Annotated in this window: 24 protein-coding genes; 9 read left to right on the top strand and 15 right to left on the bottom strand. The window is 50.3% G+C overall.

What is annotated here, in order from left to right; all coding sequences use genetic code 11:
* Together C9I98_RS24490 and C9I98_RS24485 are read left to right on the top strand one after the other, a co-directional pair.
* The coding region (locus C9I98_RS24490; RefSeq protein WP_146153873.1) for an IS3 family transposase at positions 1-97 on the top strand (97 nt) is incomplete at its 5' end.
* Between the two features lie 417 nt (positions 98-514).
* Positions 515-1,528 (top strand): hypothetical protein, encoded by a 1,014-nt coding sequence (locus C9I98_RS24485; RefSeq protein WP_036817454.1) that lies wholly within the window; start codon positions 515-517, stop codon positions 1,526-1,528.
* A gap of 60 nt (positions 1,529-1,588) precedes the next feature.
* Here the strand turns inward: C9I98_RS24485 and C9I98_RS24480 are convergent, their stop codons facing one another.
* From C9I98_RS24480 to C9I98_RS24450, 7 genes are all read right to left on the bottom strand, one after another.
* On the bottom strand, positions 1,589-3,496 hold the full coding sequence (locus C9I98_RS24480; protein ID WP_036817456.1) for a BCCT family transporter: 1,908 nt from the start codon (positions 3,494-3,496) through the stop codon (positions 1,589-1,591).
* A gap of 138 nt (positions 3,497-3,634) precedes the next feature.
* Positions 3,635-4,003, bottom strand: a complete 369-nt coding sequence (locus C9I98_RS24475) for a carboxymuconolactone decarboxylase family protein (RefSeq protein ID WP_036817458.1) — start codon at positions 4,001-4,003, stop codon at positions 3,635-3,637.
* 170 nt (positions 4,004-4,173) lie between these two features.
* Complete coding sequence (locus tag C9I98_RS24470; RefSeq protein ID WP_107272594.1) at positions 4,174-5,418, bottom strand: NRAMP family divalent metal transporter; 1,245 nt, start codon at positions 5,416-5,418, stop codon at positions 4,174-4,176.
* Between the two features lie 129 nt (positions 5,419-5,547).
* Positions 5,548-6,540, bottom strand: coding sequence for a 5-oxoprolinase subunit C family protein (locus C9I98_RS24465; RefSeq protein WP_107272593.1), 993 nt, complete (start codon positions 6,538-6,540; stop codon positions 5,548-5,550).
* Positions 6,537-7,253 carry a 5-oxoprolinase subunit PxpB gene (gene pxpB, locus C9I98_RS24460; protein ID WP_036825377.1) on the bottom strand — a complete coding sequence of 239 codons (717 nt, stop codon included), beginning with the start codon at positions 7,251-7,253 and terminating at the stop codon, positions 6,537-6,539. The genes C9I98_RS24465 and pxpB overlap by 4 nt, the downstream gene beginning before the upstream one ends.
* A complete protein-coding gene (locus tag C9I98_RS24455; protein WP_036825379.1) occupies positions 7,250-7,984 on the bottom strand; it encodes a 5-oxoprolinase subunit PxpA in 735 nt (244 codons plus the stop codon). The genes pxpB and C9I98_RS24455 overlap by 4 nt, the downstream gene beginning before the upstream one ends.
* 33 nt (positions 7,985-8,017) lie before the next feature.
* Positions 8,018-8,812, bottom strand: coding sequence for a putative hydro-lyase (locus C9I98_RS24450; protein ID WP_107272592.1), 795 nt, complete (start codon positions 8,810-8,812; stop codon positions 8,018-8,020).
* A gap of 159 nt (positions 8,813-8,971) precedes the next feature.
* Between C9I98_RS24450 and C9I98_RS24445 the strand changes: the two genes are divergently transcribed.
* The gene (locus C9I98_RS24445; RefSeq protein WP_107272591.1) at positions 8,972-9,901 is read left to right on the top strand and encodes a LysR family transcriptional regulator; all 930 of its coding nucleotides are present in this window, start codon (positions 8,972-8,974) and stop codon (positions 9,899-9,901) included.
* A 421-nt stretch (positions 9,902-10,322) separates the two neighbouring features.
* On the opposite strand, the gene C9I98_RS24440 is transcribed toward C9I98_RS24445, so the two are convergent.
* Genes C9I98_RS24440 through C9I98_RS24430 form a run of 3 tightly spaced genes read right to left on the bottom strand, consistent with a single transcriptional unit; the run spans position 10,323 to position 14,458 of the window.
* Positions 10,323-11,627 (bottom strand): anaerobic C4-dicarboxylate transporter, encoded by a 1,305-nt coding sequence (locus tag C9I98_RS24440; RefSeq protein WP_107272590.1) that lies wholly within the window; start codon positions 11,625-11,627, stop codon positions 10,323-10,325.
* Between the two features lie 18 nt (positions 11,628-11,645).
* Positions 11,646-13,010 (bottom strand): MmgE/PrpD family protein, encoded by a 1,365-nt coding sequence (locus C9I98_RS24435; RefSeq protein WP_245907235.1) that lies wholly within the window; start codon positions 13,008-13,010, stop codon positions 11,646-11,648.
* Positions 13,007-14,458: an aspartate ammonia-lyase gene (locus tag C9I98_RS24430; protein WP_036831368.1), complete on the bottom strand. Its 1,452-nt coding sequence runs from the start codon at positions 14,456-14,458 to the stop codon at positions 13,007-13,009. The genes C9I98_RS24435 and C9I98_RS24430 overlap by 4 nt, the downstream gene beginning before the upstream one ends.
* A 138-nt stretch (positions 14,459-14,596) precedes the next feature.
* Between C9I98_RS24430 and C9I98_RS24425 the strand changes: the two genes are divergently transcribed.
* The 5 genes from C9I98_RS24425 to melA all read left to right on the top strand — a co-directional run bounded on the left by C9I98_RS24425 (position 14,597) and on the right by melA (position 19,900).
* Entirely contained in the window at positions 14,597-15,553 is a 957-nt protein-coding gene (locus tag C9I98_RS24425) for a LysR family transcriptional regulator (RefSeq protein ID WP_036831371.1), read from the top strand.
* A gap of 143 nt (positions 15,554-15,696) precedes the next feature.
* On the top strand, positions 15,697-16,713 hold the full coding sequence (locus C9I98_RS24420) for a sugar ABC transporter substrate-binding protein (RefSeq protein ID WP_036831377.1): 1,017 nt from the start codon (positions 15,697-15,699) through the stop codon (positions 16,711-16,713).
* Complete coding sequence (locus C9I98_RS24415) at positions 16,713-17,468, top strand: ATP-binding cassette domain-containing protein (protein WP_107272589.1); 756 nt, start codon at positions 16,713-16,715, stop codon at positions 17,466-17,468. Before C9I98_RS24420 ends, C9I98_RS24415 begins: the two co-directional genes overlap by 1 nt.
* Complete coding sequence (locus C9I98_RS24410) at positions 17,468-18,454, top strand: ABC transporter permease (RefSeq protein WP_107272588.1); 987 nt, start codon at positions 17,468-17,470, stop codon at positions 18,452-18,454. Before C9I98_RS24415 ends, C9I98_RS24410 begins: the two co-directional genes overlap by 1 nt.
* 81 nt (positions 18,455-18,535) lie before the next feature.
* Positions 18,536-19,900, top strand: coding sequence for an alpha-galactosidase (melA, locus tag C9I98_RS24405; protein WP_036828466.1), 1,365 nt, complete (start codon positions 18,536-18,538; stop codon positions 19,898-19,900).
* 114 nt (positions 19,901-20,014) lie between these two features.
* Here the strand turns inward: melA and C9I98_RS24400 are convergent, their stop codons facing one another.
* The 5 genes from C9I98_RS24400 to C9I98_RS24380 are packed head-to-tail and all read right to left on the bottom strand — an operon-like array spanning position 20,015 to position 24,663.
* Complete coding sequence (locus tag C9I98_RS24400; protein WP_036828465.1) at positions 20,015-20,728, bottom strand: hypothetical protein; 714 nt, start codon at positions 20,726-20,728, stop codon at positions 20,015-20,017.
* A 39-nt stretch (positions 20,729-20,767) separates the two neighbouring features.
* Positions 20,768-21,871, bottom strand: coding sequence for an extracellular solute-binding protein (locus tag C9I98_RS24395; RefSeq protein ID WP_107272587.1), 1,104 nt, complete (start codon positions 21,869-21,871; stop codon positions 20,768-20,770).
* A 13-nt stretch (positions 21,872-21,884) separates the two neighbouring features.
* Positions 21,885-22,730, bottom strand: a complete 846-nt coding sequence (locus C9I98_RS24390; protein WP_107272586.1) for an ABC transporter permease — start codon at positions 22,728-22,730, stop codon at positions 21,885-21,887.
* Positions 22,727-23,596: an ABC transporter permease gene (locus tag C9I98_RS24385; protein WP_036824903.1), complete on the bottom strand. Its 870-nt coding sequence runs from the start codon at positions 23,594-23,596 to the stop codon at positions 22,727-22,729. The genes C9I98_RS24390 and C9I98_RS24385 overlap by 4 nt, the downstream gene beginning before the upstream one ends.
* Entirely contained in the window at positions 23,593-24,663 is a 1,071-nt protein-coding gene (locus C9I98_RS24380; RefSeq protein ID WP_036824899.1) for an ABC transporter ATP-binding protein, read from the bottom strand. Before C9I98_RS24380 ends, C9I98_RS24385 begins: the two co-directional genes overlap by 4 nt.
* 236 nt (positions 24,664-24,899) lie before the next feature.
* On the opposite strand from C9I98_RS24380, the gene C9I98_RS24375 reads away from it, so the two are divergent.
* Positions 24,900-25,730 (top strand): glycerophosphodiester phosphodiesterase, encoded by an 831-nt coding sequence (locus tag C9I98_RS24375; protein ID WP_036817630.1) that lies wholly within the window; start codon positions 24,900-24,902, stop codon positions 25,728-25,730.
* The last annotated feature ends 10 nt before the right edge of the window (positions 25,731-25,740 follow it).

The raw sequence follows: 25,740 nt of genomic DNA, 5'->3' as shown, positions 1-25,740 counted from the left end.
CTTTGAGTACATTGAGGTTGATTATAATCAGACGAGAAGGCACAGTGCTCTTGGGTACCTAAGCCCAGTTAACTTTGAAAAGCAAAATGTCGCTTAATGAAGTGTCCAGTCTGGCTGGAGCAGATCAGTAATCAATTCGAATATAGACCAATACACAACAAGCCCTCGAGATGAAACCATTGCATTAAGTGGTTATACGCCCACTTATGCATCGCAAAATTTACTCAATGGAGGACGGCCAGAGGTAAAAGATGACATCTTTGCATTTAGTTGTATTGCCTATGAATTATTAACAAGCCAACATCCGTACAACCGTAAGCCCGCAAACATCGCGGAACAATCAAAGCAAGTTGCCTCCAAGCCTAAGTACATTAATAGGAGGCTTTGGACCTCGCTAAAGAAAGGCCTGCAATTTCAATCAGCTAAGCGTACTGCTAGCTTTGACGACTTCAGCAACCAATTAAACAAACAATACTGGCCTCAGATAGCCCTTTTAACCCTTGTATGCTGCATCGTGGCGACCATTAGCTATAGCTTCCGCTATAAACACATAGAAGTAGAGCAACTCAGCCATCAGGTCAGAACACTTCAGCACAGTATTCAGGCAGATTCTCAACTTGCCAAGCTGCCAACAACTGAACTTTTGCAAGTAATAAATGAACTACCAGAACAAAAACAGCTACTCAAAGATGGTTTACTTCGTTCACACCAAAAGCAAATCATTACTCTCTACGAACAACGAATTAGCGCTATCCTCACTCATCGTGAAAATAGCTACCCTGATTACTATGCGATAGAAAAACAGCTAACCGAGGCACAGGCATTTTATCCAGACTCACACACCTTGATGGCGATTGCAGACACCATTACCCACAGCTGGCAGTCAACAACAACCATGTTAGAAGATCAGCTAAATACGCTACTAGAAAAGCAAGTGTACCTCAGCGAAGAGATCCTTTTTATACTCACTGAGTTAGGCAAGGTAAAAAAAGAGCACCGCTTCTCTCCGTCTCAAAAGGCCAATGAGCTCTATTTCGACGCTTTCCAAAGCGCCATGGATAGACGTGACCTTAACGAACTCCAAAGCCTTATTGAAATAGGCGAACTAGTATTTGCCGGTAACAAGCAGCACCATGCCCTGCTCAATTCTGGCATCCAGTTATCAAGTGCCATACAAAAACTCTCTCACTATCAAGCCAAGCACCAAGCGGGAGAATCGATTGAGTTTCCTTATCAAGCAGCGGCCCTTTTCTATAAAAAGCAGTTCCAACAACTTGAGAGCGCCCTAAGCCAAGCCGATAAAGTTAGCCAACTTGATGCTCTACACGATGAAATAAAACAGCTCCCCCTCTCTATTCCTAATAATTTTGCCCCGCTCAATCAAATCCGCCTGCTGACGGCTATCCAATACCTTAAGGTTTCCGATCAGATGTTAGAAGGTAAAAAGCGACTCGAAGCCAGTGACGCCATGAAAAAAGCCAATTCCATTTTTGCCCAATTAGAGGAAAGTAACTTACTCGCTCAGTGATCATCATGCCCCCATTAATCCATGATATTGATTAATGGGGGCTGTTCCAGTTTAACTAAATCACGACTCAATCATCGCCGTTAACCGCTCTTTCATTAGTTCATTAAACGCTTTCCTGGCTGCTTGCGCTTCATCCGAAGCCCGCAATTTGGCTTCTTTTGCTTGCATGGCCGCTTCCACCAGCTGCTGCAGTTGCGCTAGCCGTTCTTGCGGCGCTTCCCCCAGTTCCAAGCCGGATTCCCCCTTGGCGAGCGCTTCTGCCCGCAGGGTTTTCTTTAGCTGCCAAACCAGATACAGCGCTTCACGCTCGGCTTCCGCGGCTGCCATTGCGGCATCTTTTAACTGTTCGAATTTTGCCAGGGCAATGCCTTCATTTGACCAAGGATCAACATCTGGCAGTTCTTCGATATTGATAACCGGATCTTCATAGCCATCTTGGTGAGTCAAATCAAGGCTTGCGGCTTTTACAGCCGATACCATCAGCATGACCGCAATCACCAATAAGGGTAAACCACCCACAATGGCAGCGGTTTGCAAGGTGGATAACCCGCCCATAAACAGCAAGACCGACGGCATGAAAGACAGGGCAAACGCCCAGAATAAGCGGTTCCAACGCATCGGCTCTTCGGTGACATTATTCTGTACCACCGACGCCAAAATGTAAGAAATAGAGTCGAAGGTTGTCGCGGTAAAAATCAAGCAAAGCAAGGTGAATACCGCAATCACCAAAGTACTGAACGGCAGTTGTTCCAAGATAGAGAAGATGGCTTTGGTCGCCCCCTCAAGGTTTAAGATCCCTACCACGTCCAGCGTCCCCGAAAGCTGCAACGACAGGCCGTAATTACCTAATATCATGAAGAAAAGGAAACACCCCATAGACCCAAAGAAAATGGAGCCCGTTACCATTTGCTTAATGGTTCGCCCGCGTGAGATGCGGGCAACGAACAACCCCATACTCGGGGCGAACACTAGCCACCATGCCCAATAGAAGATGGTCCAGTCTTGTGGGAAGTGGGTGTTTTCAAACGAACCATAGCCACCAAACGGCTCAGCCCATGTCGCCATCACAAAAAAATTGGACAGCATTCGCCCTAGCGAATCTAGCCCGGTTTCCAGCATGAAAATGGTCGGCCCCGCCACCAAAATAAAAGCCAGTAAACCGATGGCTCCCCAGAAGTTAATATTGCTAAGCAGCTTGATCCCCTTCTCCATCCCGGCATAGGCAGAATAGGCGAATATCGCAGTACACAGCATCAGTACTATGATCTGGGTCTGGGTGTTTTTCGGTACCCCGAACAGGTAGTTGGCCCCTTCTGTAATCAATGGCGCAGCCAGCCCAAGCGTGGTTGCACCGCCGCCGAGCAAGCCAAAGATAAACAGCACATCAATCACTTTTCCTTGCCAGCCGTAACTACGTGCCTCGCCTATGACAGGCATCAGGGCAGCCGAGACTTTTAGTACCGGCTGCTTTCGCACATAATAAAAATACGCAATAGGCAAGGCAGGCACCAAATAGATAGACCAGGCAATCGGCCCCCAGTGGAACAGCCCATACGTTGCCGCCCAACGGATAGCCTCCTCGCTACCGGGCGCTAACTGAAACGGTGGGGCTTGATAGTAGAAAGCCCACTCGATGGCGCCCCAATATAGAATGCTGGCACCAATGCCACCGCAGAACAGCATCGCTGCCCACGACGCCATTTTAAATTCAGGCGCCTCGTCAGGATCGCCTAACTTGATCTGGCCGATATCTGAAAACACGATATAAACCATAAAGAAGAAAGCCCCAATACCTAGCGCAAGGTAGAGGAATCCCAATTTATCAGTCATGAAGCTCTTGGCTATCGCGATCCACTCCGCCCCCTGAGCAGGAAACAGGAGCAAGGGTACAACAACAGAGATCAACATCCCGAGCGCCCCAAAGAACGTCGGTTTGTCTATTAACGAGAAGTGCTTTTGATTAAACACGCTATCTCCCTAGAGATGATGGTCATAATGAATATTCAGCATCATCATCAGAGAGAAATAGCATTGGGTTCAAACCAAGGTTTTTATGGTGAAGGTGAAAAATTTTGGCATTGTCGAAAATCACCCTTGTCGTTGGTTTTAATGCTCTTCAAACACTTCCTTGGCGATGTTCATGCCGTTGATTGCAGCGGGGAAACCAGCATAGACCGACATCTGCAAGATGATCTCGGTGATCTCTTTTTGGGAGCAGCCGATATTGAGCGCCCCTTTGATATGCCCTTTTAGCTGCGGCTGGCAATTACCCATTGCGGTGAGCGCAGCAATGGTGGCAAGTTCGCGGGTTTTAAAGTCAACGCCCTCACGTTGCAATACATCGCCAAACGGGTATTCGATGGTGTATTTGGCGAGATCTGGACATACTTCGCGAAACTGTTCGGTCATTGCCTCGGCGGCATTTGGATCAAGTTCATTCAGCTTTTCAACGCCGCTTAGGTATCTGTTATTCATGTTGTTATATACGCTAATGTTTATAAATCAATCAAAAAGTATTCATAGGACTGGGAAGATTACATTAGCAATGTGGTTAACTCAATTTCATGCTTGTTGTACACAAGCCCCCAACAAAAAAGCCCCTGCTGAAAATCGATCAGCAGGGGCTTCTTTTAAGGCGTTTTTAATTAGCCAAATAGCATGGTGTATAAAGTGTAAAGACTCATCGCTGCCATCATCACGGTGATAAACCAACCAAAGACTGATAGCCACACAGGGTGCTTGTAGTCTTCTCCTACGATGGATGCTTTACGCGCAGCGATCAGCATGATGCCGAGGGTCACCGGAAGGATGAATCCGTTCAGCGCACCAGCCACAATCAACAATGTCACAGGGCGGCCAATAAAGCAGAAGATCAAGCTTGAAGCGAGAATAAAGCCAATGATGAATGCTCTGGAGTGGCGCTCAATAAAAGGGTGGAGTGTTTTCAAGAACGAAACAGAAGTGTAAGCCGCACCAATCACCGAAGTGATTGCAGCCGTCCAAAGTACCAAACCAAAGAGTTTGTAGCCGATATTCCCCGCGGCGTGCTGGAACATAGAAGCAGGTGGGTTTTCCGGGTCAAGAATGACTCCGGTACTAATCACACCCAGTGCCGCCAAGAACAAGATAACACGCACGACAGATGCCAAGCTGATGGCAGAAATCGACCCTCGGTTAACCTGCGGCAGTGCCTCTTTACCAGTGACGCCCGCATCAATTAGGCGGTGCGCGCCAGCAAAAGTGATATAACCACCAACTGTGCCCCCGACCAAGGTCACGATAGCCAGCACGTTCAATTTTTCTGGCCAAACAGAACGATACAGCGCTTCGCCCACCGGTGGCGAGGTCGAAAATAGTACGTATAGCGTCATCGCAATCAATGAGCCGCCCATGACAATGGTAAAGCGATCCATCACCTTTCCGGCATCTTTAAGCAAGAAAATGGTAATAGCAACCACCGCGCTGATCGCCGCACCAGCAACCGGTGTGATCCCCGGGAAGAGTACATTCATCCCCATTCCCGCACCGCCAAGGTTGCCGATATTAAATGCCAGCCCACCCAATGCGACGGTACCCGCAATGGCAAACCCTAGCCCAGGCAACAGATCATTGGCGATGTCCTGCGCGCGCTTTCTTGATATGACAATCACTCGCCAAATATTGAGCTGAGCACCGATATCCAGAATTATCGAAACCAATATCACAAAGGCAAAGCTAGCACCCAACGTTTGCGTAAATACGGTCGTCTGGGTTAAGAAACCAGGGCCGACGGCTGATGTTGCCATCAGGAAGGCCGCGCCCATGATCAATGACCAGTTAAAGCGCCCCTGTGCAGGTTGCTGCGGTATCGACCCGCTTGCAGGTTGTTGAATCACTTTTTCTGTTGTCATGTATTACTCCTGTAGTTGTTCATTGCAGCGACATCCAGATGCTGCGCTTATACCAACCTACATAAGTATTTGCTCCGGTCTTACTGGTTCAACTACTCATCCATGTTGGTATTACATGATGCTTTTTAGTTACTCCGCAGTAGCGGACATGCCAGCTCTACTCTCTTCTGCTTGGCTCTTCTCTACATAGCTTTGCCCGATATATCCTCGGAAAAACTGTTGTTCTATCATTCGTTCGGCTTCTGCTTGGTATAGGTCTTTTTCCACAAACCTAATTTCAGCTCCCGGTAAGCATTGCGCCAATTGGCTCAACCCCTTCGATGTCACACAACCAATTTTGGGATACCCGCCAATCGTCTGCCTGTCCTTTAGCAACACGATAGGCTGGCCATCTGCTGGGATCTGTATTGCCCCAAGGGCAATACCCTCCGACACCAAGGTTGTTCTTTGGCATTCAATGGCTTCACCAGACAAGCGACATCCCATCCGATCCATTTGCGGTGTCAGGGTATAGGTCGAATTAAAAAAACGTTCTCGCTGCTGCGAAGAAAAATCCTCACACTGATAACCTAAGATCACCTCCAGCGTCAGGGTTTGGCTATAGGTAGGAATAAAATGATGCGGAAGCCGCTTGTTGAGCATCGGTTTGCTCACTGAAAAACGGAGTAAGTCTTTAGCATTGAGCTTATCGCCACGACCTTGTACACCACCCAGCTCATCACGAACTACCGTCGCGCAACTATCAAGTGGTGTGGGCACTTTAAAGCCACCTTGCACCGCCAAGTACGCTCGCATCCCCGACCGAGCACCTCGTAAGGCGAGCCTGTCACCTTGCTGAACCGAGTATGACTGCCACGGTTCGATAGTGCGGCCATTGAGTGTTGCCCCCATATCAGCCCCGGTAATGGCAATGGTGGTTTCAGCATAAAACTCGCAACTAAACTGCCCCATGGTGACTTCGATTTGTGCAGCATTACGATCATTATCAAGCAAGCGGTTAGCCCACAGAAAAGCATGCTCATCCATAGGGCCGCCAGTACTTACCCCAATAGACTGGTGACCAAAGCGACCAAGATCTTGCAGTAAGCTCAAAGGGCCGGGGGTTAAAATACGTAGTGTCATGCCACCTCCCTCACCATCGCGATTTCCTCTGGTAATAGCACGCCTCCCATATCGAGGAACGTCGCCTTGTCTATCGGGGTGAAAGCGACTTCGGCCCCCATTTCAAATAGCGTGAGGTTTTCTCGCTCGAAATCTATCAGGCTAATGGGGGTACGGCCTATCACCTGCCAACCGCCTGGCGATTGCTTGGGATAAATCGCTGTTTGTCGATCCGCCAGCGCCAAGCTCCCCGCAGGCACTTTCAGCCTTGGAGTTTGCTTGCGTGGAATTTCTATTCGCGGATCAGTGTTTCCCAAATAGGCAAACCCCGGCGCAAACCCAATGGCGTAAACTCGGTAGCGGGTAGACGCATGAATTTGGATCACTTCCTCGAAAGTCAGCCCGGTATGGGCGCAAATTTCGTCTGCATCCAACGCCACTTCTGGGCCATAGTAAACAGGCAGTTCAATGGACTTCGCCTTAGCGCCAGCAGCATTCTTGCTGCATTGCACCAAGGCCTGTTGTAGACACTTGGTAAACTCACGCAAACCAATTTCTACCAAATCAAAACTGATCAGAATCGAGGTATAAGAGGGAACTATATCCACCACATATTGCCCCAGCTGCGACTGAATAACCGGTAACGCTGACGCTATCTGCTCAGCCGTCGCGGGGCTCACGGTATCTGAGAAATACACCATGATGGTGTTTTCATTGACTGAAGATATTCTCATAGACCATGCAACCTCGTATGAAGAAGCTGCGCAGTTGGCAGTGACAAGGGCCCATCACCGTGAATGCATAGCGTGTCGGCATGGATAGCCACTTTGTTACCCGTTAGGGTCGTCACCGAGCGCTCTTCGATAAGCTGCACGGCTTGCTGTTCAATCTTCTCTAGTGAGGTATGGCTTGAGCCAGCTGCCGTGCGTGGTGTCAGTCGACCATCATCATCGTAGGCCCGATCGACAAAAGCTTCGAACCAAAGTTGGATACCGTAGGTAGCAGCAAGATCTTGGTAACGCGCATGATCAGGCACCGCCATAACAACCAGTGGAAGGTCGGGGTTGTATTGTTTCAAGCCCGACAGTAGCGCCTGAAATACGCCGTCATCTTTCATCATGGCGTTGTAGAGTGCGCCATGGGGCTTTACATAACCCAGCGTTGCCGACTCACTCTGGCAAATCGCTTGCAGAGCCCCCAACTGGTAAATAAAAAAAGCCGCAAGCTCTTCGTTGCTCATGGTCATCTGCCGCCGGCCAAAGCCCTGCAAGTCAGGGTATCCCGGATGCGCACCAATCGTGACGCCATGTTGCTTGGCAAGCTGGACGGTGCGTTTCATCACGACCGGATCAGAGGCATGCATACCACAAGCAATATTCGCCATGTCCAAATAAGGCATGACTTGCTCATCGCAACCTAATTGCCACAAGCCAAAGCTCTCACCCATATCACAATTAATTTTCATCGCTATCTCCTTACTTGGCTCCGCAATATTAGCTTACAGGAATGCAAATTCGTTATTGAGCCTGTCGGTGATTAGCATCTTGCCCGGTGCATGTGTGATGCAAAACGGTGGCTTGCTATTGCGCATCACATTTTGCGGGGTCACGCCACAAGCCCAAAATACGGGCACCTCTTGGGGTTTGATCTCGACGGCATCGCCATAGTTAGGCGAGTCGATATCTTCAATGCCTATTGCGCTAGGTTCGCCAAAATGGACTGGTGCGCCATGCGCTTTTGGAAAGCGGGTTGTTACTTGAATAGCACGAATAGCATCAGCAGGGGTGAAAGGTCGCATCGAAACCACCATGTTGCCATGGAAGCGCCCTGCGGGCTGGCAGGCGATATTGGTGTCGTACATGGATACGTTGCATTGTTGGTCAATGTTACGTACCCGCAAACCGGTTTGCAGCATTGCTTCCTCAAACGAGAATGAACAACCCAGCACAAAGGTGACCAAGTCATCACGCCATAGCTCCACCAGATCCGGCGTTGCATGCTCAAACTCGCCATCGTAAAACACATTGTATTCAGGCACATCACGACTGATATCGATATCAAGGCCGATTTCAGCTAAGTGCTTTTGGCCCGGCTCTGTCATCCCGATTAACGGGCAAGCAACAGGGTTACGCTGGCAAAACAGTAAGAAGTCAGTCGCCCATTCCGCAGGCAGTATCACTAGATTGGCTTGCAAATACCCCTGGGCAAGACCGCTTGTCGAGCCTGTGTACGCATTATCACGAATACGCTGTCGTAGTGCAGAGAGAGGGAGTTGTGATACTGACTCAGACATGTTGCCGCTCCTTGGTAATTAATTTGTTAACACCAAGTAAAGATAAAGCTTATTTTGATAATGTCTATTCGTGATTTTTTGCATATATTGATAAAAATAATTTATGTGGTTATATAACTTAAATGTTAAATGCCTTTATGGAATTAGGGAAATGGCATCATGTTGAACTTAAAACAGCTGGAAACCTTTGTTTGGATTGCCAATCTCGGTAGCTTTCGCTTAGCCGCCGAGCACCTATGTACCACCCAGCCAGCCATTTCCACCCGGATCAGTAACCTCGAGCACACCCTCAACACCACGCTGTTCAATCGAGACAAAGGGGCGGTGACCCTAACAGCGAAAGGGCGAGAGTTGCTCCCATTAGCAGAAAACATCCTCAATAATACTGCCCAGCTTTGTTACAAAGCCGACGCCGCAAGTGCTCTTTCTGGCTTACTGCGCATCGGGGTCTCTGAAACTCTCGTCCATACCTGGCTGCCGCAGTTCTTGGCATCGATTAATGAACAATATCCCGATGTTGAGATCGAGTTGATTGTCGATGCTACCGTCAACCTCAGCAAGGAGTTGTTAGCGCACAACATTGACCTTGCCATCTTACTTGGCCCAATCTCTGATCCAGCAGTGATCAATCAGACTATTTGTGAATACCCACTCTACTGGGTAGCAAGCCCCACATTGGGGTTGAGTCCAACGGCCTCCACCAGCCACTTCACCCAGTGGCCTATCATCACCTATGCTCGAAATACCCTGCCATACCATCAAATAGACCGTCACTTTACCGAGCAGAAAATCCACCCAGTCCAGTACTACTCTGTCAGTGCACTTTCAGCCAGTGTCAAATTGGTAGAAAGCGGGGTCGGCGTTGCGACCTTGCCCAAGGAAGTAATACAGGAACAACTTGATGACGGTAGGTTGATCATCATTGATACTGACTGGGTACCCAATCCCCTTACCTTCTCCATCTCTTATATCACCACCCCTGATAGTTTGTTGATAGAAGAAGCCGTAAAGGTCGCATTTGACATCGTCGCCAACCTTGGCAATAAATCCGTTGATCGCTCCCCTATCGAGCCTAAGAATGACCAATGAAAATGGTTAATTTCACCATTTCGCTATTAATAAAAATAAAGTGCTAACAAGAGAGAAATACCGCCACCAAACCCAGCACAAAATACCGAAAATGTGATCTTGGGCGGTTTGTAAGTGATAAATCTATCAAAAAATGATGACTAGGCCTTATCAGTCTCTGAGCCGGATATGACATGATGTTTTCAAGGTATTTAGGTTTGACCTTGAAAGGAGAAATATATGGGATTTGTTATTTTTTCACTTGGCACTCTGATTTCTGGAGCCGCTTGCTTCATCCACTACAACTTCAGCAACGAGAACTAACCTAACCCAGCTAGGGCCTAATAATCCTAATGGACGCTATCCATCAACTAATACCAAAAAGCCCCAGCAACAACATTGCTGGGGCTTTACTCATCAAGCCTACGGCTAATCTAGTTCACTAGACAAACAGGTTAGCTAGAACAAATCCAAACGGTACCGCCGCTGCAATACCCAGCATGCCCGGTAGGAAGAACGGATGGTTAACGATGTACGAACCATTCCAACGGCGGCTCAAGAACGAACCGGTGTCATCGGTGGCGATGGCAAATGCCGTTGTAGGGTAGATATTGGTCATATACAAGGCACTTACAGCAACAAAGCTTGCCAGAATCGTTGACGGCTCCACATTCAGCGATGCCGCGATTGGGATAAGTAGTGCACTGGTTGCCCCCTGGCTAAATAGCAATGCCGATGTACCGAAGAAGACCACGGCCAACAGCGCAGGGTATTGTTCTAGCACGCTACCCGCAACAGCTTCGATAGATGGAATGTGTATCCCAATAATCGTGGCGCTTAGCCATACAATGCCTAGAATAACCACCAAGCTTTCTGCGCCATCGGCAAAAATAGGAGCCTTCTTGATAGAAGTCAGCGGTACTTTGCACACCATTGCCGTCAGGAAGCTAACCAGCAGCATCACAATGACGATGATATCCCTTGAGCCAAGATCATGACCTAGCATCGGTTTGAACAGCAATAGCGCAACAATGAAAACAACCCCGGCCAAGAAAAGCCATACCGAACGTTTTGCTTCAAGCGTAGGTGCCTGCTGCTTTTGCTGCTCTGGGGTGAAGTTGACCAAGCCCTTCTCGACACGCTCCTGATAAATAGGATCATCTTTCAGTTCGCAGCCCTGACGGCTAGCAATAAATGACGCAACAATCACACCAAACAGGGCCGCAGGCATAATCACACTGAGTGCGGTGCCAAAACCGACGCCCATCTGCTCAACCACCACATACATCGCGGCCGTTGCAGCAGAGATTGGCGATGCAGTAATCGCGATTTGCGAGGCAACCACCGCCGAGCTCAGCGGCTGGCTTGGACGCACGCCGTTTTCCTTGGCAACCTGTTGGATCACGTTCAATACCGACATCGCGGTGTAGCCTGTTCCCGCTAACGTTGTCAGGATAAATGTGGTCGCTGGCGCCAAAATATTGATATGGCGGGGATGGTTACGCAGCATACGCTCTGCCACGTTCACCATGTAGCTCATACCACCTGCCTGCTGCATCACCGATAATGCCAAGATCACCGACATGATGATCAAGATAACCGATACCGGAATATCACCGGGTGGCAGCCCAAGGCCAAACACGGCGATGCCCATTCCCAAGCCACCAGCCAAGCCAACACCGATCCCGCCAAGGCGGGCAGCCAAAATAATTGCACCTAAGAGTAGACACGCATGGATAATAATCATTGAATAACTCCGCTCCTGTTATTGATTCAGGAGTTCATTAATATCGGCACTGGTGGCCGCTTCTAATTGCCCTAGTACCGCCAACCACTGCTGGCACTGCACTTCACCCACTTTGGGGGCGACACAAGCCGTAAATTTCCGCTCTATATCCGTGGCTGAAAGCGGCTTTTCAGGGTTCCCTTTCGCTAAGTCATTTTCGATAAATAGGGTGTCGCCAGACTTCAAATAGATCCGGATCTTGACCGGAGCAGTACCAATAAAGCCGAGTTTTTCCAGCTCAGGATCAACCCGCATTTGGATCTTGCCCATCAGGGCTTGTACCTGCGGCTCTTGGACTTTGCCATCGGTAAATGAAGCCACCCCGACCTCGCCATGGATCAAACGGGCGGCAAGGGCGTATTGCATCGAAAACTTGGCCTCGATAGCGTTTTGCGGCAAGTTGCAGACCAACTCCCTGGGTCCGAGCAGGCTGGCGCCTACTTGGATATATTCGATCTCGTCAGGGTGAATTGAGCGCTCTTGCAACAGCTCATCCCAACAATCGATCGCCGGGTGGCTGCCGCTGCAACAGGGGTATTGCTTAAACACCAATCCACTGTCAATCAAATCCCACTGCTTACCCAACGTCAGTACCGCCCCACCGAAGTCGGTACGTTGGGCGAAGCACTGGCCGAAACCATCAGGCGCTTCGATAACATTGGGCTGGCCCGTCACGCCAATCTGCGCCAACTCGGCGGCATTTACCCCGCTATAGGCGGCAAGCCCCGCATGCATCGCCTTGGTCTGGCTACCGAAGTTACCCCGCACACCCGATGCCGATGACGCGGCAATCGCCAATGCATGGGTAAGCGTTTCTTCATCCAGTCCCATCATGACACCCGCGGCAACGGCAGCACCGAAGACACCGATTGTCGGCGTGGTATGCCACCCCTGCTCAGACAATCTCGGCATTAGCCAGCGGGCTATCTGGTGCTGGGCTTCCACCCCGGCAATGTAGGCCAAAAGCATGGCCTCGCCACCCAGCTGGCGCTGTTGGGCTACGGCAAAAACAACAGGTGCAACCGTCACTGTCGGGTGCCCAATCGTGGTCCAACTCACGTCATCGAAGTCCAGTGCATGGGAGGCCGCCCCATTGGCATAACTGGCGTAGGCCACATTGCTGGTTTGGTTGGTACCGAAGATCTGGCATTTGCCCTGCTCAATCCGCGATGCTGCAAATGCCTGTACGTGCTTGGCAACCGGCATGTCGCTGCCTGCTATCGTTACCGCCACGTAGTCAGTCATCGCCGTTCGCGCCAACGCAACCACCGGCTCGGGAATGTCCCGCCATTGCAGGTTCACGCACCAACGGGCGATCTGGCGTAATAAAGGTTCGCTCATCATACGGTGGCCCCTTCGGTTTCAGTCACCTGCATTTCCTGCTGGTAGCGCTTCACCGCAGCGGCACTAGCTTTGGGATCCGTCATCACCATAGGGTCTAGCAAATAGTCGGCCTGCTCAGGGGTAAGCAGCTGCTCATCGAGTACCACCTCGCGCACCGTCCGGTTCTCGTTGAAGGCACGTACCGCAACTCGGCTACCCACCTTATAACCAAACAAGGTCGCCACAACGGTCGCTAGCGCCGTACTTTTCTCGGCATATTCACGGCAAACCGCCTCATTCGGTAACAAATCCTTCAGGCACTTCTCAACAAATAGCGGAATGGCATTGGTTAGCAGGGTGCACGACTCGAACAACGCCTTGATGATCACAGGCTCCCAGACATTGAGATCCAACTCTCCGCCTTCTACCGCCATGGTGATAGACACATCGTTGCCTATCACTTGGTAGGCAATTTGGTTGATCAGCTCCGGCATAACTGGGTTGATCTTGCCCGGCATAATGCTGGACCCCGGCTGGACGGCAGGAATAAGCAGCTCATTGAAACCGGCTCGCGGTCCACTGCCCTGGATACGAAAATCTGTCGCCATCTTGGACAAGAAAGTCGCTAACTTCTTCAATTGTGCAGCAACTTCAAGGTAGGCATCGCCATTTTGCAAACCGTCGAAAAAGTTATCTTCAGCGATGAATGGCTCATTGGTAATGGCTTGCAGTTCAAGGTAAACCTGCTCAAGGTAGCCTTCATGAGTCGAAAGGCCAGTGCCGACCGCCGTGGCGCCCAAAGGAAGATCCAGCGTCTGATGATTGGCTGCGATCAGGGCTTGGTGCAAGCGGCGAACTTGGTGCAGGTAACCGGAGAATTGCTGGCCAAGGGTAATCGGCACCGCATCCTGCAAGCAGGTACGTGCCAGTTTCACGACATGCTCAAAAGCTTGGGTTTTCTGCTCCAGCATGGTTTCAAGCGCCGCTACTTCAGCGATCAGGGCATGCAGGTTTAGTCGGCATGTCATCTTCATGGCTGCCGGGATCACGTCGTTGGTCGACTGACCCATATTGACATGGGTATTCGGGTGAACCACCTCGTAGCCCTTGCTACCGGTCAGAATTTCATTGGCACGGTTGGCAATCACCTCGTTGGCGTTCATGTTGGTTGAGGTACCGCCGCCTCCCTGGAACACATCAATCGGAAACTGGTCATCAAACTGCTTGTCCATGACTTCTTGGGTAGCTTGAACAATGGCATCGGCAACGGTTTTATCAAGCGCGCCAATTTGGCTATTGGCCTTCGCCGCAGCCTGCTTAATGGCGGCTACCGACCAAATATAATGCGGAACATCAGCGGCGGTGCGGCCAGAAACCGCAAAGTTTTCCACCGCACGCTGGGTTTGAATACCGTAGTATGCCTCATCCGGCAGCATCATTTCGCCTAATACATCAACTTCTTTTCTCATTACTCAATTCCACTGATTTGTTTAACTGAGGCCATTGTATTTGAGAAGCTGTAGCGAAAATTTGAGCTTGATCGGTACTTGATTAGCAGTGGTGAATATAATGAACACTATTAGCTGAACTTATACTACCTACTCATTATGGATAGTATTGCTTTTGATCTCCGGCAGTTACGTACTTTTGTCACCGTGGTTGAATCGGGATCGTTTAGCCAAGCAGCCAAACAACTCAACCAAACACAATCAGCCGTTTCACAATTAATCCAAAGTTTGGAGCTCGCGCTGGAAAGCAAGCTGCTCGACCGCAGCAAGCGACCAATCCAGCTCACCATGTCGGGCCGAGAGCTTTATGAACAAGGCGGTAAACTGCTGCTTGAATCGCGCAAGCTACAAGATTGGATGCACTCCATCGAGAAAGGAAAACTGCCGCGTTTAAGGTTGGGCATGGTCGACTCCGTCACCCAGCTGGCCGGCATCGAACTCCTGAGGTACTTGCAACCCAAAGTCGCCCATATCCACCAAGTCACCGGTACCGCCCCCGAATTGCTTGCCTCGCTACAAGCCGGTAAAAGCGACATCATCATCACCATGGCTAACCAAGATATACCGCAGGAGTTGGCCATGCTTCCCTTGCTGAACGAGCAATATGTGATTGTCACCCCCAAAGACTGGCAGCACTGCGATATCAAGGCGCTGGCAAAAAGCAAACCTTACATCGGTTATGAAAACTGGACGCCGACAGGTACCCAAACCAACAACTGGCTTCGGTGGCGAAATATCAACGTAAAGAGTCAATACTCCCTTGATCGTGCCGATAACGTGCTGGGAATGGTGGCACAAGGCCTTGGCTGGTCATTGACGACCCCAACCTTCCTCGGCCGCCAACTTGCCTTGCTTGACCAACTTGAATGCCAACCGCTGCCCGCCCCTACCATCACCCGGCAACTGGTGGTGATCAGCCGCAAGGGTGAATCGGAAGATTTGCTCGAAAAATTTGTTGCCGATGTGCGTGACATTATCCTCAACCAAAAGGTCTTCGAGGTGCAGCGCAGGTGGGATTGGATGTCTGTTGGACTGAATAAGGCACGGGATGAATAAGACAGATTGAGAATGGCATCATATTTTTCAATAAAAGATATGTCATAACCTCTTACTTTACAGAGCTTTATTTTGATCTTGATTCCCATTAGCAGGAATATTATGCGCAACTAATATATATGCAGCATTGGAGTATCAAGAAAATGAATAAAGTCAGAGGATTATTCTGCAATCATGCACGAAAATCACGTACCAGCTTAATCGCAGCCGCTTTTCTTGCGGGTACCTCGCTGTCGGTCAATGCCTCGCCTTCAGGCAAAGACATGTCGATCTGGTTTGATGTTGGCGGGCCTGTCGGCGGACCATACGCTACCGTGGTCCAAAACGGCGCGGTGCAAGCAGCTGGCGATCTTGGGGTCGATCTACGGGTGGTCTACTCCGACTGGCAACCACAAAAAATGGTCGAAAACTTCAAGCAGGCCCTAGCGGCAAAGCCGACCGGTATCGTGGTGATGGGCCATCCCGGCGACAGTGCCTACCAACCATTAATAGACGAAGCCTACAGCAAGGGGATCAAGGTAACAGCCGTTGATACCGCATTGCCACAGACCATGGCAGGCAAGCAAGCCGATGGGTTTGGTTATGTCGGCGTCAGCAATGCCGATCGCGGTATTCACCTTGCAAACCAAACACTTCGCGAAGGGCAATTCAAAGCAGGCGATCGTGCCTTGGTTTGGGGCATCAAAGACATTGCCGAACGCAGCGACTCAACCAGAGGGCTGATTTCCACCCTCGAAGAAGCGGGGCTGAACGTCGACTTCATCCAAATCTCACCAGAAGTCGATAAAGATCCATCCCTTGGCACCAGCGCACTTTCCGCCTACCTCGCCCGTACCCCGGATGTGAAATTAATCATGGTCGACCACGGCGCACTCACCTCGCAAATGGGCAACTTCCTGCGCAATGCCGGTGTTCGCCCCAACGAACTGTTTGTTGCCGGCTTCAGCCTATCGCCTGCAACGGCGGATGCAATCAAGACGGGCTATGTCCAGCTTGCTGCCGATAGCCAGCCTTACCTAATGGGCTACCTGTCTGTTGTCCAAGTGGTACTGAGCACACGTTACGGCTTCTCCGGGTTGGATATCAACACCGGCGCGGGCTTCGTCAATGCCTCAAATATCGACTTTATTGCACCGCTAGCGGCCAAAGGCATTCGTTAATGGCTGACAATGTGCTTGAAATATCAGGGCTGAACAAATGGTTCGGCCCGGTCCATGCTTTGCGCGACATTCAATTTTCACTCCGACGCGGCGAGGTTTGCGCCCTGCTTGGCGACAATGGTGCCGGCAAATCGACCCTGATCAAATTGATCAGCGGGGTGGAAACTGCCGAGCAAGGTACCTTGGAAATCAACGGCCAATCGGTTGATATTAAAAACTTCAACGTAACAATGGCGCGCCAACTCGGCATTGAAACCGTCTACCAATCTGGCTCGCTCGGCGAGCAACAAAGTGTCTGGCGCAACTTATTCCTCGGTCGACACCTGCGCAATAAGCTTGGTTTCATCAACCAACAAGAAGAGCGCCGCCAAGCCTCCAACTTACTGCGCAAACTCGACTTTCGTGGTGTCGGTGCCGATATTGACACCCCGGTCAATTTGCTGTCAGGCGGCGAGCGCCAAGGGTTGGCAATTGGCCGGGCCATGCTGTTTGATGCCAGCGTGGTGATCCTCGATGAGCCGACCACCGCGCTCTCATTGGGCGAGGTCGATAAGGTGCTGAGCTTTATTGAAGCCTTGCGCGAGCAAGAACGGGCCTGCCTATTGATCACCCACAACATGAACGATGCCTTCCGGGTCGCCGACCGGTTTGTGGTTATGGATCGGGGGCAAATAGTCGCGCAATACAGCAAAGCAGAAATGACCCAGGACGCCTTGCACAAAGCCCTGCTTGATGCCGTTGGGAGGGGGGCGTAATGATCAGTACGCTATCTCGACATCGCATACCTGCTCTCACCGCGTTGATATTGGTTAGCCTGTGGGCAATCTTTGCCTACCTGAGCCCGCAGACATTCCTCCACTTGCGAATTTATACCTCCTTCATGTCAACCATCCCGTTCACAGCCATGCTCGCGTTTGCGCTGACATTGCTGATCATTGCCCGGGAAATCGATATGAGCTTTCCGTCAGTGGTCGCACTGGGCGGCTTTGTCTTCGCCGCCTTATTCCAGTCAACCCAATCGCCTGTTATCGCCTTGATTGGTGCCATCCTGGCAGGCATTGCCTGCGGGGTGCTTAACGGTTGCCTGGTGGTGGTATTTCGGATCCCTTCCATCATCGCCACCATAGGCACCCAGTTCTTCCTTGGCGGACTCACAACCGTGCTTGCCGACGGTATTGCCTTGAGCATTCCGGAAATCCGCGAAACCCACCTCCACAGCCTATTAGTGGGACGCATTGCCGACATCATTCCGGCGCAGGTGCTTTGGGCTGGTGCATTACTGATCCTGTTGTGGCTGCTGCTGGCATGGCATGTGTTTGGCGACAACGTCAACTTTATCGGCGACAACCCCAAGGCAGCGAAAATGATGGGCGTCCCGGTAGAGAAAACCCAAATACTGCTGTTCATGCAAATGGGGGCGATTTCAGCCTTGGTTGGGGTATTCGTTAGTCTTGAAATGAGCAGTTGGTGGCCAAACCAAGGACAGGGGTACATGTTATTGGTGTTCGCCTCGGTGTTTATTGGCGGCACATCGGTACTCGGTGGCAAAGGCACGCTGGTAGGAACGCTCTTTGGCGCCTGCATCATTGGCATTCTCGAAGCAGGGATCATCAGTGCCGGCTTGGCCGGGTTTTGGACCCGATTGATCTACGGCGTCATTATTCTTCTGTCCCTGGTCGTCCACAGCATTTTGCTCAAGCAATACTCTGGCGCATGGCGCCGGTTACTTCCCAACCGCTAACAATGTAAAGCGCTGAAGGTATTCGGTGCTTTACCGTAAGAGATTTCACGTATATAGATTTTCACAGTATAAGGATTCAATATGGCAAAAATAACCATCATTGGGGCGGGCAGTGTAATGTTCACCCGCCAGATTTGCTCCGCCCTGTTATCCTACCCCGCGCTTGCGGGTTCCACCCTAACGCTGATGGACATCAAGCCCGATGTGCTTTCCAGAAGTGGCCGGGTCGTTGCGAAAATGGTAGAACAAGCCAATTTACCCGTGACTGTTACCCTCTCCACCGACCAGCGCGAGGCACTGCAAGGTGCTGACTTTGTGATTAACGCTATTCAGGTGGGTGGTTTGGAGCCTTGGCGTCTTGATATGGATATCCCGGCCAAATACGGCGTTATCCAAGAAGTTGGCGACACCATGGGACCCGGCGGCATCTTCCGTGCGCTACGCCATATTCCCCCGATGCTGGCCATTTTGCGGGACATGGAGCAAATCTGCCCCGAGGCAATCTTTATCAACTATGCCAACCCGCTAGCACCGCTGACTTGGGCAGCCAAAGAGTTCAGCGACATCCGCTCCATCGGGCTCTGCTATGGTGTTCGCTATACCGTGGCGCAGTTGGCTGGCTATTTAGGCCAAGGGCCATGGGTTCACCACCCTTCAACCCCGGAACGCTGGCAGCAGCTGATGTACCATGAAGTCCCAGGGCACATCGACTATGAGTTCGCCGGTATCAACCACATGACCTGGGTGACGAAACTCCATGCCAATGGCATTGATATGATGGATAAGATCCGTGAAATATCCCACGATAAAAACGTCTATCAAGCCGATGGCGTGCGCTGCGAAATGCTGAAATTCTTCAATTATTGGTGTACGGAGAACCACTGGCACTGCAGTGATTATGTCCCTTACTTCAGAAAGAACGAAGCTATGATCAACCATTTCCTACCGCAGCGGTGGGATTTACTGGCGCTGGAAGAAAAGGTTCATGCCGCAGGCAAACGCGAAATCGACGCCCAACTCGCCGGTGAAGAGAAGTTTGTGATTGGGCCAAATATGCTCAACGCACCGAAGCTGATCAATGCGGTGATCAGTGGTGAGCGCACCCGTATCAATGGCAACGTGGCTAACCGCCAAGCCGATGGCTTGCTCATCGATAACCTGCCTGAAAACTGCGTGGTGGAAGTGCCAATCTGGGTGGATAAGCATGGCTTGCAGCCACAACACATGGGTCGCCTGCCCACCCAGTGCGCGAGTTTGATTAAGTCAAATACCGCAGTACAAGAGCTCATCGTTGAAGCAGCGCTCAACCATGATCTTGATGCTGCCCGCTACGCTTTAGCTTTGGATCCGGTTACTGCCTCCGTTAGTACTCTGTCGCAAATTGATGAGATGTTCAGCGAGCTGGTCGAAGCACAGCAACCATGGCTAAAAGGCTTCAAGATTTAAACCCAGCAGAAATAACGAAAGTTGTCGCTATAAAAAAATCCCTACCAGAGCCCTGGTAGGGATTTTTAATCATTGCGCTTGCACTGCGTTCTCAAGAATTTAGGGAGAACGTCCTTACTTGTTCGCTTCCTTGATCAAGCGGTCACGCTCTGCAAGGCTACGATACGTAAGCTCATGGAAAACAAAAGTTTGCTGGTCACGGGTCCAGCCTTGTCCTGACTGCGTATCATACTTGTGAGGTAACTCGACGCCAGCTGGCGCATAGGCATCAATGCCAAATGCTTTTGCCGTGGTCAGTGTGCGTAGGCTGTGCTCACGGAATGCAACCACCACAGTTTTGCCAAGATTGCCGCCAGACAACTGAACGGCAGTATCAGCGACACCAATGGAGCTTAGGTAAGTGAGGGTACCATCGGCTTCGATAACCGGGTTAATAGAGAACAGCTTATCCGCCGGGATACGATCGCCAATCGATTGTGCAATTTCCCACTGGGCATAAACAGGCTTGCCCGTCGCCTTGTACACTTCAACGACGGTATCGGCAAGTTGCTCGTTCATTGGACCGGGCACTTGGTTGCCGTTTTCCAATAGGCGGTTGCCAAACGCAAAAGCCAAAATACTGTCGGCTTTGTCGAGCTCTAACGGCTCACCTTCCCAAGTCAGCAAGTTTTCCATGATGAACTCGGCAGTGTAGTCAGCAACAGCTTTGTCTTTTAGCTGAGTCTCCAGCTTGGCTGAGATTGCAGACTCAAGCTCTGCGTCAGTTAATGCGAATGCTGGCGCTGCAAAAAGAGAAGCAGTAAGAATTGCTAAAGATAGTTTTTTCATTTTAGCCTCTTTATTCACTATTTCGGATACTAGGGCCTGTTAGCGCATCAACACGTTACGAGTGAATTGCTTTTTCAGCATTGCGCTATATTCCGAGTTAAACGGTTCGGTCGCACGGTCACGCATTTCTTGAGAAAGCAGCGACTTCGACGCATCCGCATCTGGGTGCTGAGGTGCCGAGCCAAATTCCACGTTCAGTGCCGTTTGCACTTCCGGTGAAGTCAGCCAGTTGATGAACACCAAAGACGCTGCCTTGTTCTGGCTATTTTTCGCCACCGTTACGAAGTTACCACCGCCAGACATACCAAACTCAGGAATGTAGAACTTAATACGGTCGGTGATCGCACCGCGCTTCTGCAGACCCGCTAAGTGGTCTTCCCAGGCTGGCGCCATGATGATTTCGCCATCGTTGATACGCGTCAGGCTGTCGGCATTCGATGCGGTGATCAGGATGTCCTGCTTGTTCGACTGATACCAATCCCAAGTTTTCGACCAAGACTTCACCACTTTCGGATCAGGCTTTTCGGTCATCTCGAAGTTGCCGTTCACATGGCGGATTGTCGACTCGATGAATCGCAAGCCAGCACCGCCGCCGTTTGGATCGTTGACACCAAAGTTTTGCGGGTTGTCCTTAATATAGCTTTCCACATCGCTAAAGGTCTGCGGCAGATCCGCTTCATCAATTCGGCCCGAATCGTAAGCAATACCGGTTTGGTTGCCCCAGAAGGTAACGCCATAGCCCTGGCTATCCACGCCTTCAGCGTTGGTCTGAAGTTTGTCGTAGCCCGGCAGCTTATCTAGCTTGATCAGGGTATTGTCGATGTTGAAAGTATTCAAAGCCGTTGGACCTAACGCCACGACATCCATCGAGCCCTTATCGCGGCGGCTTTCAGCCTGAAGCTTGTTACGGTTACCGTCATGGGTTCCTTCAGGAATGCGCACCTTGATGCCCGTTTCCTGTTCGAATGTTTTCACGAACTGGCGCCATGATGGCTGCAAGTACCACACAGAGAAAGTGACAGAACCTTCTTCTTTTGCCTGTGCTTCAATTTCTTCCCAGCTCATCTGGTTTACGTCGTAGGCCATTGCTGAGAATGAAGTAGCGGCAAACAGCATTGATACTGATAACAATGTTCTCTTCATAATATCCTCTGATTTAAGCTTTACCCGTAGACTGCGACAGGTAGTTTCCTTTTAATAATCGTTCAATTAACAGCATAAGTAGTACATTTGGGATCACCAGAATCAGAGATACCACTGCGGCATCCGGACGAATAAAGGAGTAACCCAAAAACGAGTACAAAATAGTTGGAACAGTAATAAAGTCAGGCGCACCCAGTACGAAGGCCATGTTGAATTCTTCGATACTGATCACCAGGCAGAAAATCGTCGAAGCCAGCAAGCTTGGTTTAAGCATAGGCAGGAACGCATGCTTAAACGTACCAATCTTTCCGGTGCCCATATCGGCACACGCGTCAATCAAGTCTTGTGGAATCGCCTTAAAGCCTGCCGACAAAATACGAATGGCGTAAGGCAGGGCTAACACCGTATGGGCAATCACAATATTGATGTACGGATCCGTCAATCCCAGCTCTAGCAGCATTGCGGAGAAGAAAACCGCCAAGATCATGGATGGCATTACCATAGGCAGTAGTGACACCATTTCAGCAATTTTCTTGCCCTTGAATTCCATTCGACCGAAGGCATACGCGGTTGGCAGTGCCAGGGTAATGGTGAGCAGGGCAACAGCCGGCGCCACCGTGTAACTGTTACGCAGCGCTTCAGGCAACGAAGTGTTGTTCCACACTTCCGCCCAACGGCCAAACGACAACACCTGCGGCAAGATATCCGGATAGCTCCACGGGTGGGCCGGATCCACCAGCGACCACAAGATTGCCATCGCAAATGGAATGCCCAACCAAACAATATTGACCAGTACAAAGAAGCCGATCGAAATCGCCATTACCAACTGAGTGTTCGACAGTTGCTTTAAACGGTTCATTTGATTGCCTCCGAATGAATAACCGGTTTCTTACGGGTTGCGAAAGGTTGTGTCATTAGGGTCAGTACCACCGCAGAGATACCAGCCAAAATCATGATCACCATGGCGATCACCGCTGAGTTTTCCCACTCGTAGTATTGGGTCGCGGTAATATTCATCAGCATCGCCAGCGAGTAACTGCTGCGCGAACCAGCCACGGCAGCGAATGAGAAATCGCCAAGCGCACCGATAAACACCAAGATAGATGCCGCCTGAAGCGCGGGAATGGTGAGCGGGAAAATCACGCTCTTGAAGCGAGACCAACGGGTTGCACCCAAATCGAGTGCCGCATCCAACAAATCGGTACGGATACTGGCAATTGCCCCGGTGATCAGGATGAGTGCAAACGGCAGGTTCTTCCAGATCTGCAGCACCACAATGCTCCAGCCGAAATCATCGTTCGCCAAACGCATTGGTTTATCTATCACACCCAGCAGCAATAGCAGCTCGTTGAAAATACCGTGGTAGGCAATCACGTTCATCAGCAAGAAAGCGGCAACCAGGCCAGGAACAAACATCGGTGCTCGCAATACGCCGATAATCGCTGGCTTGCCCGGTACTTCTTTCTGAAGCCACAATGCGATTGGATAAGCCAGCATCACTGCACCCAATGTACCGAGGATAGAAGTACGCAATGAATAGCTAACCGAGCGCCATAGGATTGGGTCATTGAGCATAGTGACCCAATATTCAACGGTTGGGTTTGACTCACCCATCATGCTAAACATGCCGAAGCTCTGCGCCACCACAACGTAGAGGGCACTGCCCATCAGCAAGGTGATAGTGCCGACCCCGGGGATCAGCAGCAAGTAAGGTTTGAGATTCATACATCTACCTCTTCGAGGAAGCGGATGCAGTGCGCCGGTATTTTCACATGCAAGACATCGCCGCTACGTGCTGTCACGCGACCGCTAAGCTGCAAACGCACTTTTTGATCTTGCATTGCGCCGACCCAACCAAAGACATCCAGGTTATTGCCTTGGAAAGCCGTAGAATCGACAGTCACGGCAAAACTGTTGGGCTCGCCCTCATTGCACAACTCGGCATCTTCCGGGCGCCAACAAATGTACACTTGCTGACCGCGCGGCGCGGTTTCAGACTGCACATCCAACTCACCCATATTGCAGCTGATTGTGTAACTGCCGACCATCTCGGTTTCTTCAACAAACGCGGTATGGATATTGGCCGCGCCAATGAAGTCGGCAACAAAGCGGCTATTAGGGCGATAGTAGATATCTTCAGGGCTGCCGATTTGTTCAATTTGGCCGCGGTTGAGCACCACGATACGATCGCTCATCGCCAAGGCTTCGGCCTGATCATGGGTGACGTAGATTGAAGTCAGGTTATGCTTGCGTTGAAGTTCCTTAATTTCAAAGCGAACCCCTTCGCGCATCTTGGCATCCAGGTTTGATAGCGGCTCGTCGAACAAGATGATGTCTGGGCGCGTCACCATCGCTCGCGCCAAGGCAACACGTTGTTGCTGACCACCAGATAGCTGGCCAGGAAGCTTGTCTTTGTGTTCCATCAAGCCGACTTGCTCAAGAATGTCTGCCAGCCTTTGCGCTTGCTCTCGCTTGTCAATTTTCTGCTGGACCATACCAAAGCAGATATTGTGCGACACACTCAGGTGCGGGAACAAAGCATATGACTGGAAGCACATCGCTGTATCACGCTTTTCTGGCGGTACTTTTGTTACCACCTTTTCGTTGATCAGAATGTCGCCTTCCGTTGGGGTTTGGAAGCCGCCAATCATTTTTAATAAGGTTGTTTTACCGCAGCCACTTGGACCCAGCAGAGTAACAAACTCACCCTTTTTAACGTCGAATGAGATGTCCTTCGATGCGAAGAAGTCACCATAGCTTTTTGTGATTGAACGTAACTCTAAGATGCTCATATTAACCTTTATTAAAAAGTTTAATTTTTCCTTTAGACTATTTTTAGTTTATTTCAAAAATATTTCGAAACGATAAAATTTGCTTAAAAATCGCGCCCAGATCACAGCAAACAAAATAAATAACTGATTATAAAGGTTTTTTGTTTTTTAGCTTTTGTTATACCGATCACATTGACAAGGCTTCAACGAAGGGATTATCCTTTATTAAACTTTTTTGGATAGTTTAATTGAGTACCATGGCCTTCGATTTTCATACTGCTAGTCAAGGTAAAGTGTTGATAAACCCACATCGGGGTGACTGCTTGGTGTGTCCTGAGAACACCATGCCTGCATTTCAAAGCGCCTTAGACAAGGGAACAAGCTGCATCGAAATAGATATTGCGATGACAAGCGACGACCGCCTTGTGGTGATCCATGACCCAAGCGTCGACCGTACCTCGAATGGCACCGGCTATGTAGAGCAAATGAGCCTCACCGAGCTCCAACAGCTGGATTTCGGTAGCTGGTTCGACGATGCCTACGCCGGCACAACCATCAGCACCTTTGAGGACGTTTTAGTCTGGGCCATCAACAATAACGTCGGACTGGTTGTTGAAGCGAAGCAACGTCGACGCCATGAACAGTTTGCCAACGTACTCGCCGAACTCTTACACCGCCATCCGCAGGGGCTAGGCCAAATCGTACTACTGGGCTTTGACCACAGTTTAGTCAACCGGGCCAAGGCGCTGGTGCCTGACTTGAGAATCCAAGTCGTTACCCTCGCCCAATATGCCGATCAGCTCGGTGCCGTACTGGGCTCTAGCGCCGATAGCGTTTGTGTGGAGTACCCGTACACAACCAAAGCAATCCTTGAGTCATATAAGGCAGCAGGGCTATCGACGCGTCTGTATCTGCCCAATAAAGACAAAAATTTAGATACCACCCAATGGTTTAATCAGTATTATGGCTACGATGTTCACAGTGAAATCATCGACTGGATAAGCAGCGGCCTCATCGACATGTTGAGCCACGATGATATTGCGATGCTGAAACGTCTGGTAAACGAAGCTGGTTTAGAAGCCATTTAAGGAAATACAT

Origin of the sequence: Photobacterium sanctipauli, assembly GCF_003026495.1 — a bacterium.
Classification (GTDB): domain Bacteria; phylum Pseudomonadota; class Gammaproteobacteria; order Enterobacterales; family Vibrionaceae; genus Photobacterium; species Photobacterium sanctipauli.
The sequence above is the reverse complement of the archived record's forward strand: the minus strand, read 5'-3'. Positions and strand labels throughout refer to the sequence as shown.

What these genes read in the sequence shown, in the direction of transcription:
- C9I98_RS24475 (WP_036817458.1), bottom strand. Translation starts at nt 4,003, where the DNA reads ATGAATAACAGATACCTAAGCGGCGTTGAAAAGCTGAATGAACTTGAT.
- C9I98_RS24470 (WP_107272594.1), bottom strand. Translation starts at nt 5,418, where the DNA reads ATGACAACAGAAAAAGTGATTCAACAACCTGCAAGCGGGTCGATACCG.
- C9I98_RS24465 (WP_107272593.1), bottom strand. Translation starts at nt 6,540, where the DNA reads ATGACACTACGTATTTTAACCCCCGGCCCTTTGAGCTTACTGCAAGAT.
- pxpB (WP_036825377.1), bottom strand. Translation starts at nt 7,253, where the DNA reads ATGAGAATATCTTCAGTCAATGAAAACACCATCATGGTGTATTTCTCA.
- C9I98_RS24455 (WP_036825379.1), bottom strand. Translation starts at nt 7,984, where the DNA reads ATGAAAATTAATTGTGATATGGGTGAGAGCTTTGGCTTGTGGCAATTA.
- C9I98_RS24450 (WP_107272592.1), bottom strand. Translation starts at nt 8,812, where the DNA reads ATGTCTGAGTCAGTATCACAACTCCCTCTCTCTGCACTACGACAGCGT.
- C9I98_RS24445 (WP_107272591.1), top strand. Translation starts at nt 8,972, where the DNA reads ATGTTGAACTTAAAACAGCTGGAAACCTTTGTTTGGATTGCCAATCTC.
- C9I98_RS24440 (WP_107272590.1), bottom strand. Translation starts at nt 11,627, where the DNA reads ATGATTATTATCCATGCGTGTCTACTCTTAGGTGCAATTATTTTGGCT.
- C9I98_RS24435 (WP_245907235.1), bottom strand. Translation starts at nt 13,010, where the DNA reads ATGATGAGCGAACCTTTATTACGCCAGATCGCCCGTTGGTGCGTGAAC.
- C9I98_RS24430 (WP_036831368.1), bottom strand. Translation starts at nt 14,458, where the DNA reads ATGAGAAAAGAAGTTGATGTATTAGGCGAAATGATGCTGCCGGATGAG.
- C9I98_RS24425 (WP_036831371.1), top strand. Translation starts at nt 14,597, where the DNA reads ATGGATAGTATTGCTTTTGATCTCCGGCAGTTACGTACTTTTGTCACC.
- C9I98_RS24420 (WP_036831377.1), top strand. Translation starts at nt 15,697, where the DNA reads ATGAATAAAGTCAGAGGATTATTCTGCAATCATGCACGAAAATCACGT.
- C9I98_RS24415 (WP_107272589.1), top strand. Translation starts at nt 16,713, where the DNA reads ATGGCTGACAATGTGCTTGAAATATCAGGGCTGAACAAATGGTTCGGC.
- C9I98_RS24410 (WP_107272588.1), top strand. Translation starts at nt 17,468, where the DNA reads ATGATCAGTACGCTATCTCGACATCGCATACCTGCTCTCACCGCGTTG.
- melA (WP_036828466.1), top strand. Translation starts at nt 18,536, where the DNA reads ATGGCAAAAATAACCATCATTGGGGCGGGCAGTGTAATGTTCACCCGC.
- C9I98_RS24400 (WP_036828465.1), bottom strand. Translation starts at nt 20,728, where the DNA reads ATGAAAAAACTATCTTTAGCAATTCTTACTGCTTCTCTTTTTGCAGCG.
- C9I98_RS24395 (WP_107272587.1), bottom strand. Translation starts at nt 21,871, where the DNA reads ATGAAGAGAACATTGTTATCAGTATCAATGCTGTTTGCCGCTACTTCA.
- C9I98_RS24390 (WP_107272586.1), bottom strand. Translation starts at nt 22,730, where the DNA reads ATGAACCGTTTAAAGCAACTGTCGAACACTCAGTTGGTAATGGCGATT.
- C9I98_RS24385 (WP_036824903.1), bottom strand. Translation starts at nt 23,596, where the DNA reads ATGAATCTCAAACCTTACTTGCTGCTGATCCCCGGGGTCGGCACTATC.
- C9I98_RS24380 (WP_036824899.1), bottom strand. Translation starts at nt 24,663, where the DNA reads ATGAGCATCTTAGAGTTACGTTCAATCACAAAAAGCTATGGTGACTTC.
- C9I98_RS24375 (WP_036817630.1), top strand. Translation starts at nt 24,900, where the DNA reads ATGGCCTTCGATTTTCATACTGCTAGTCAAGGTAAAGTGTTGATAAAC.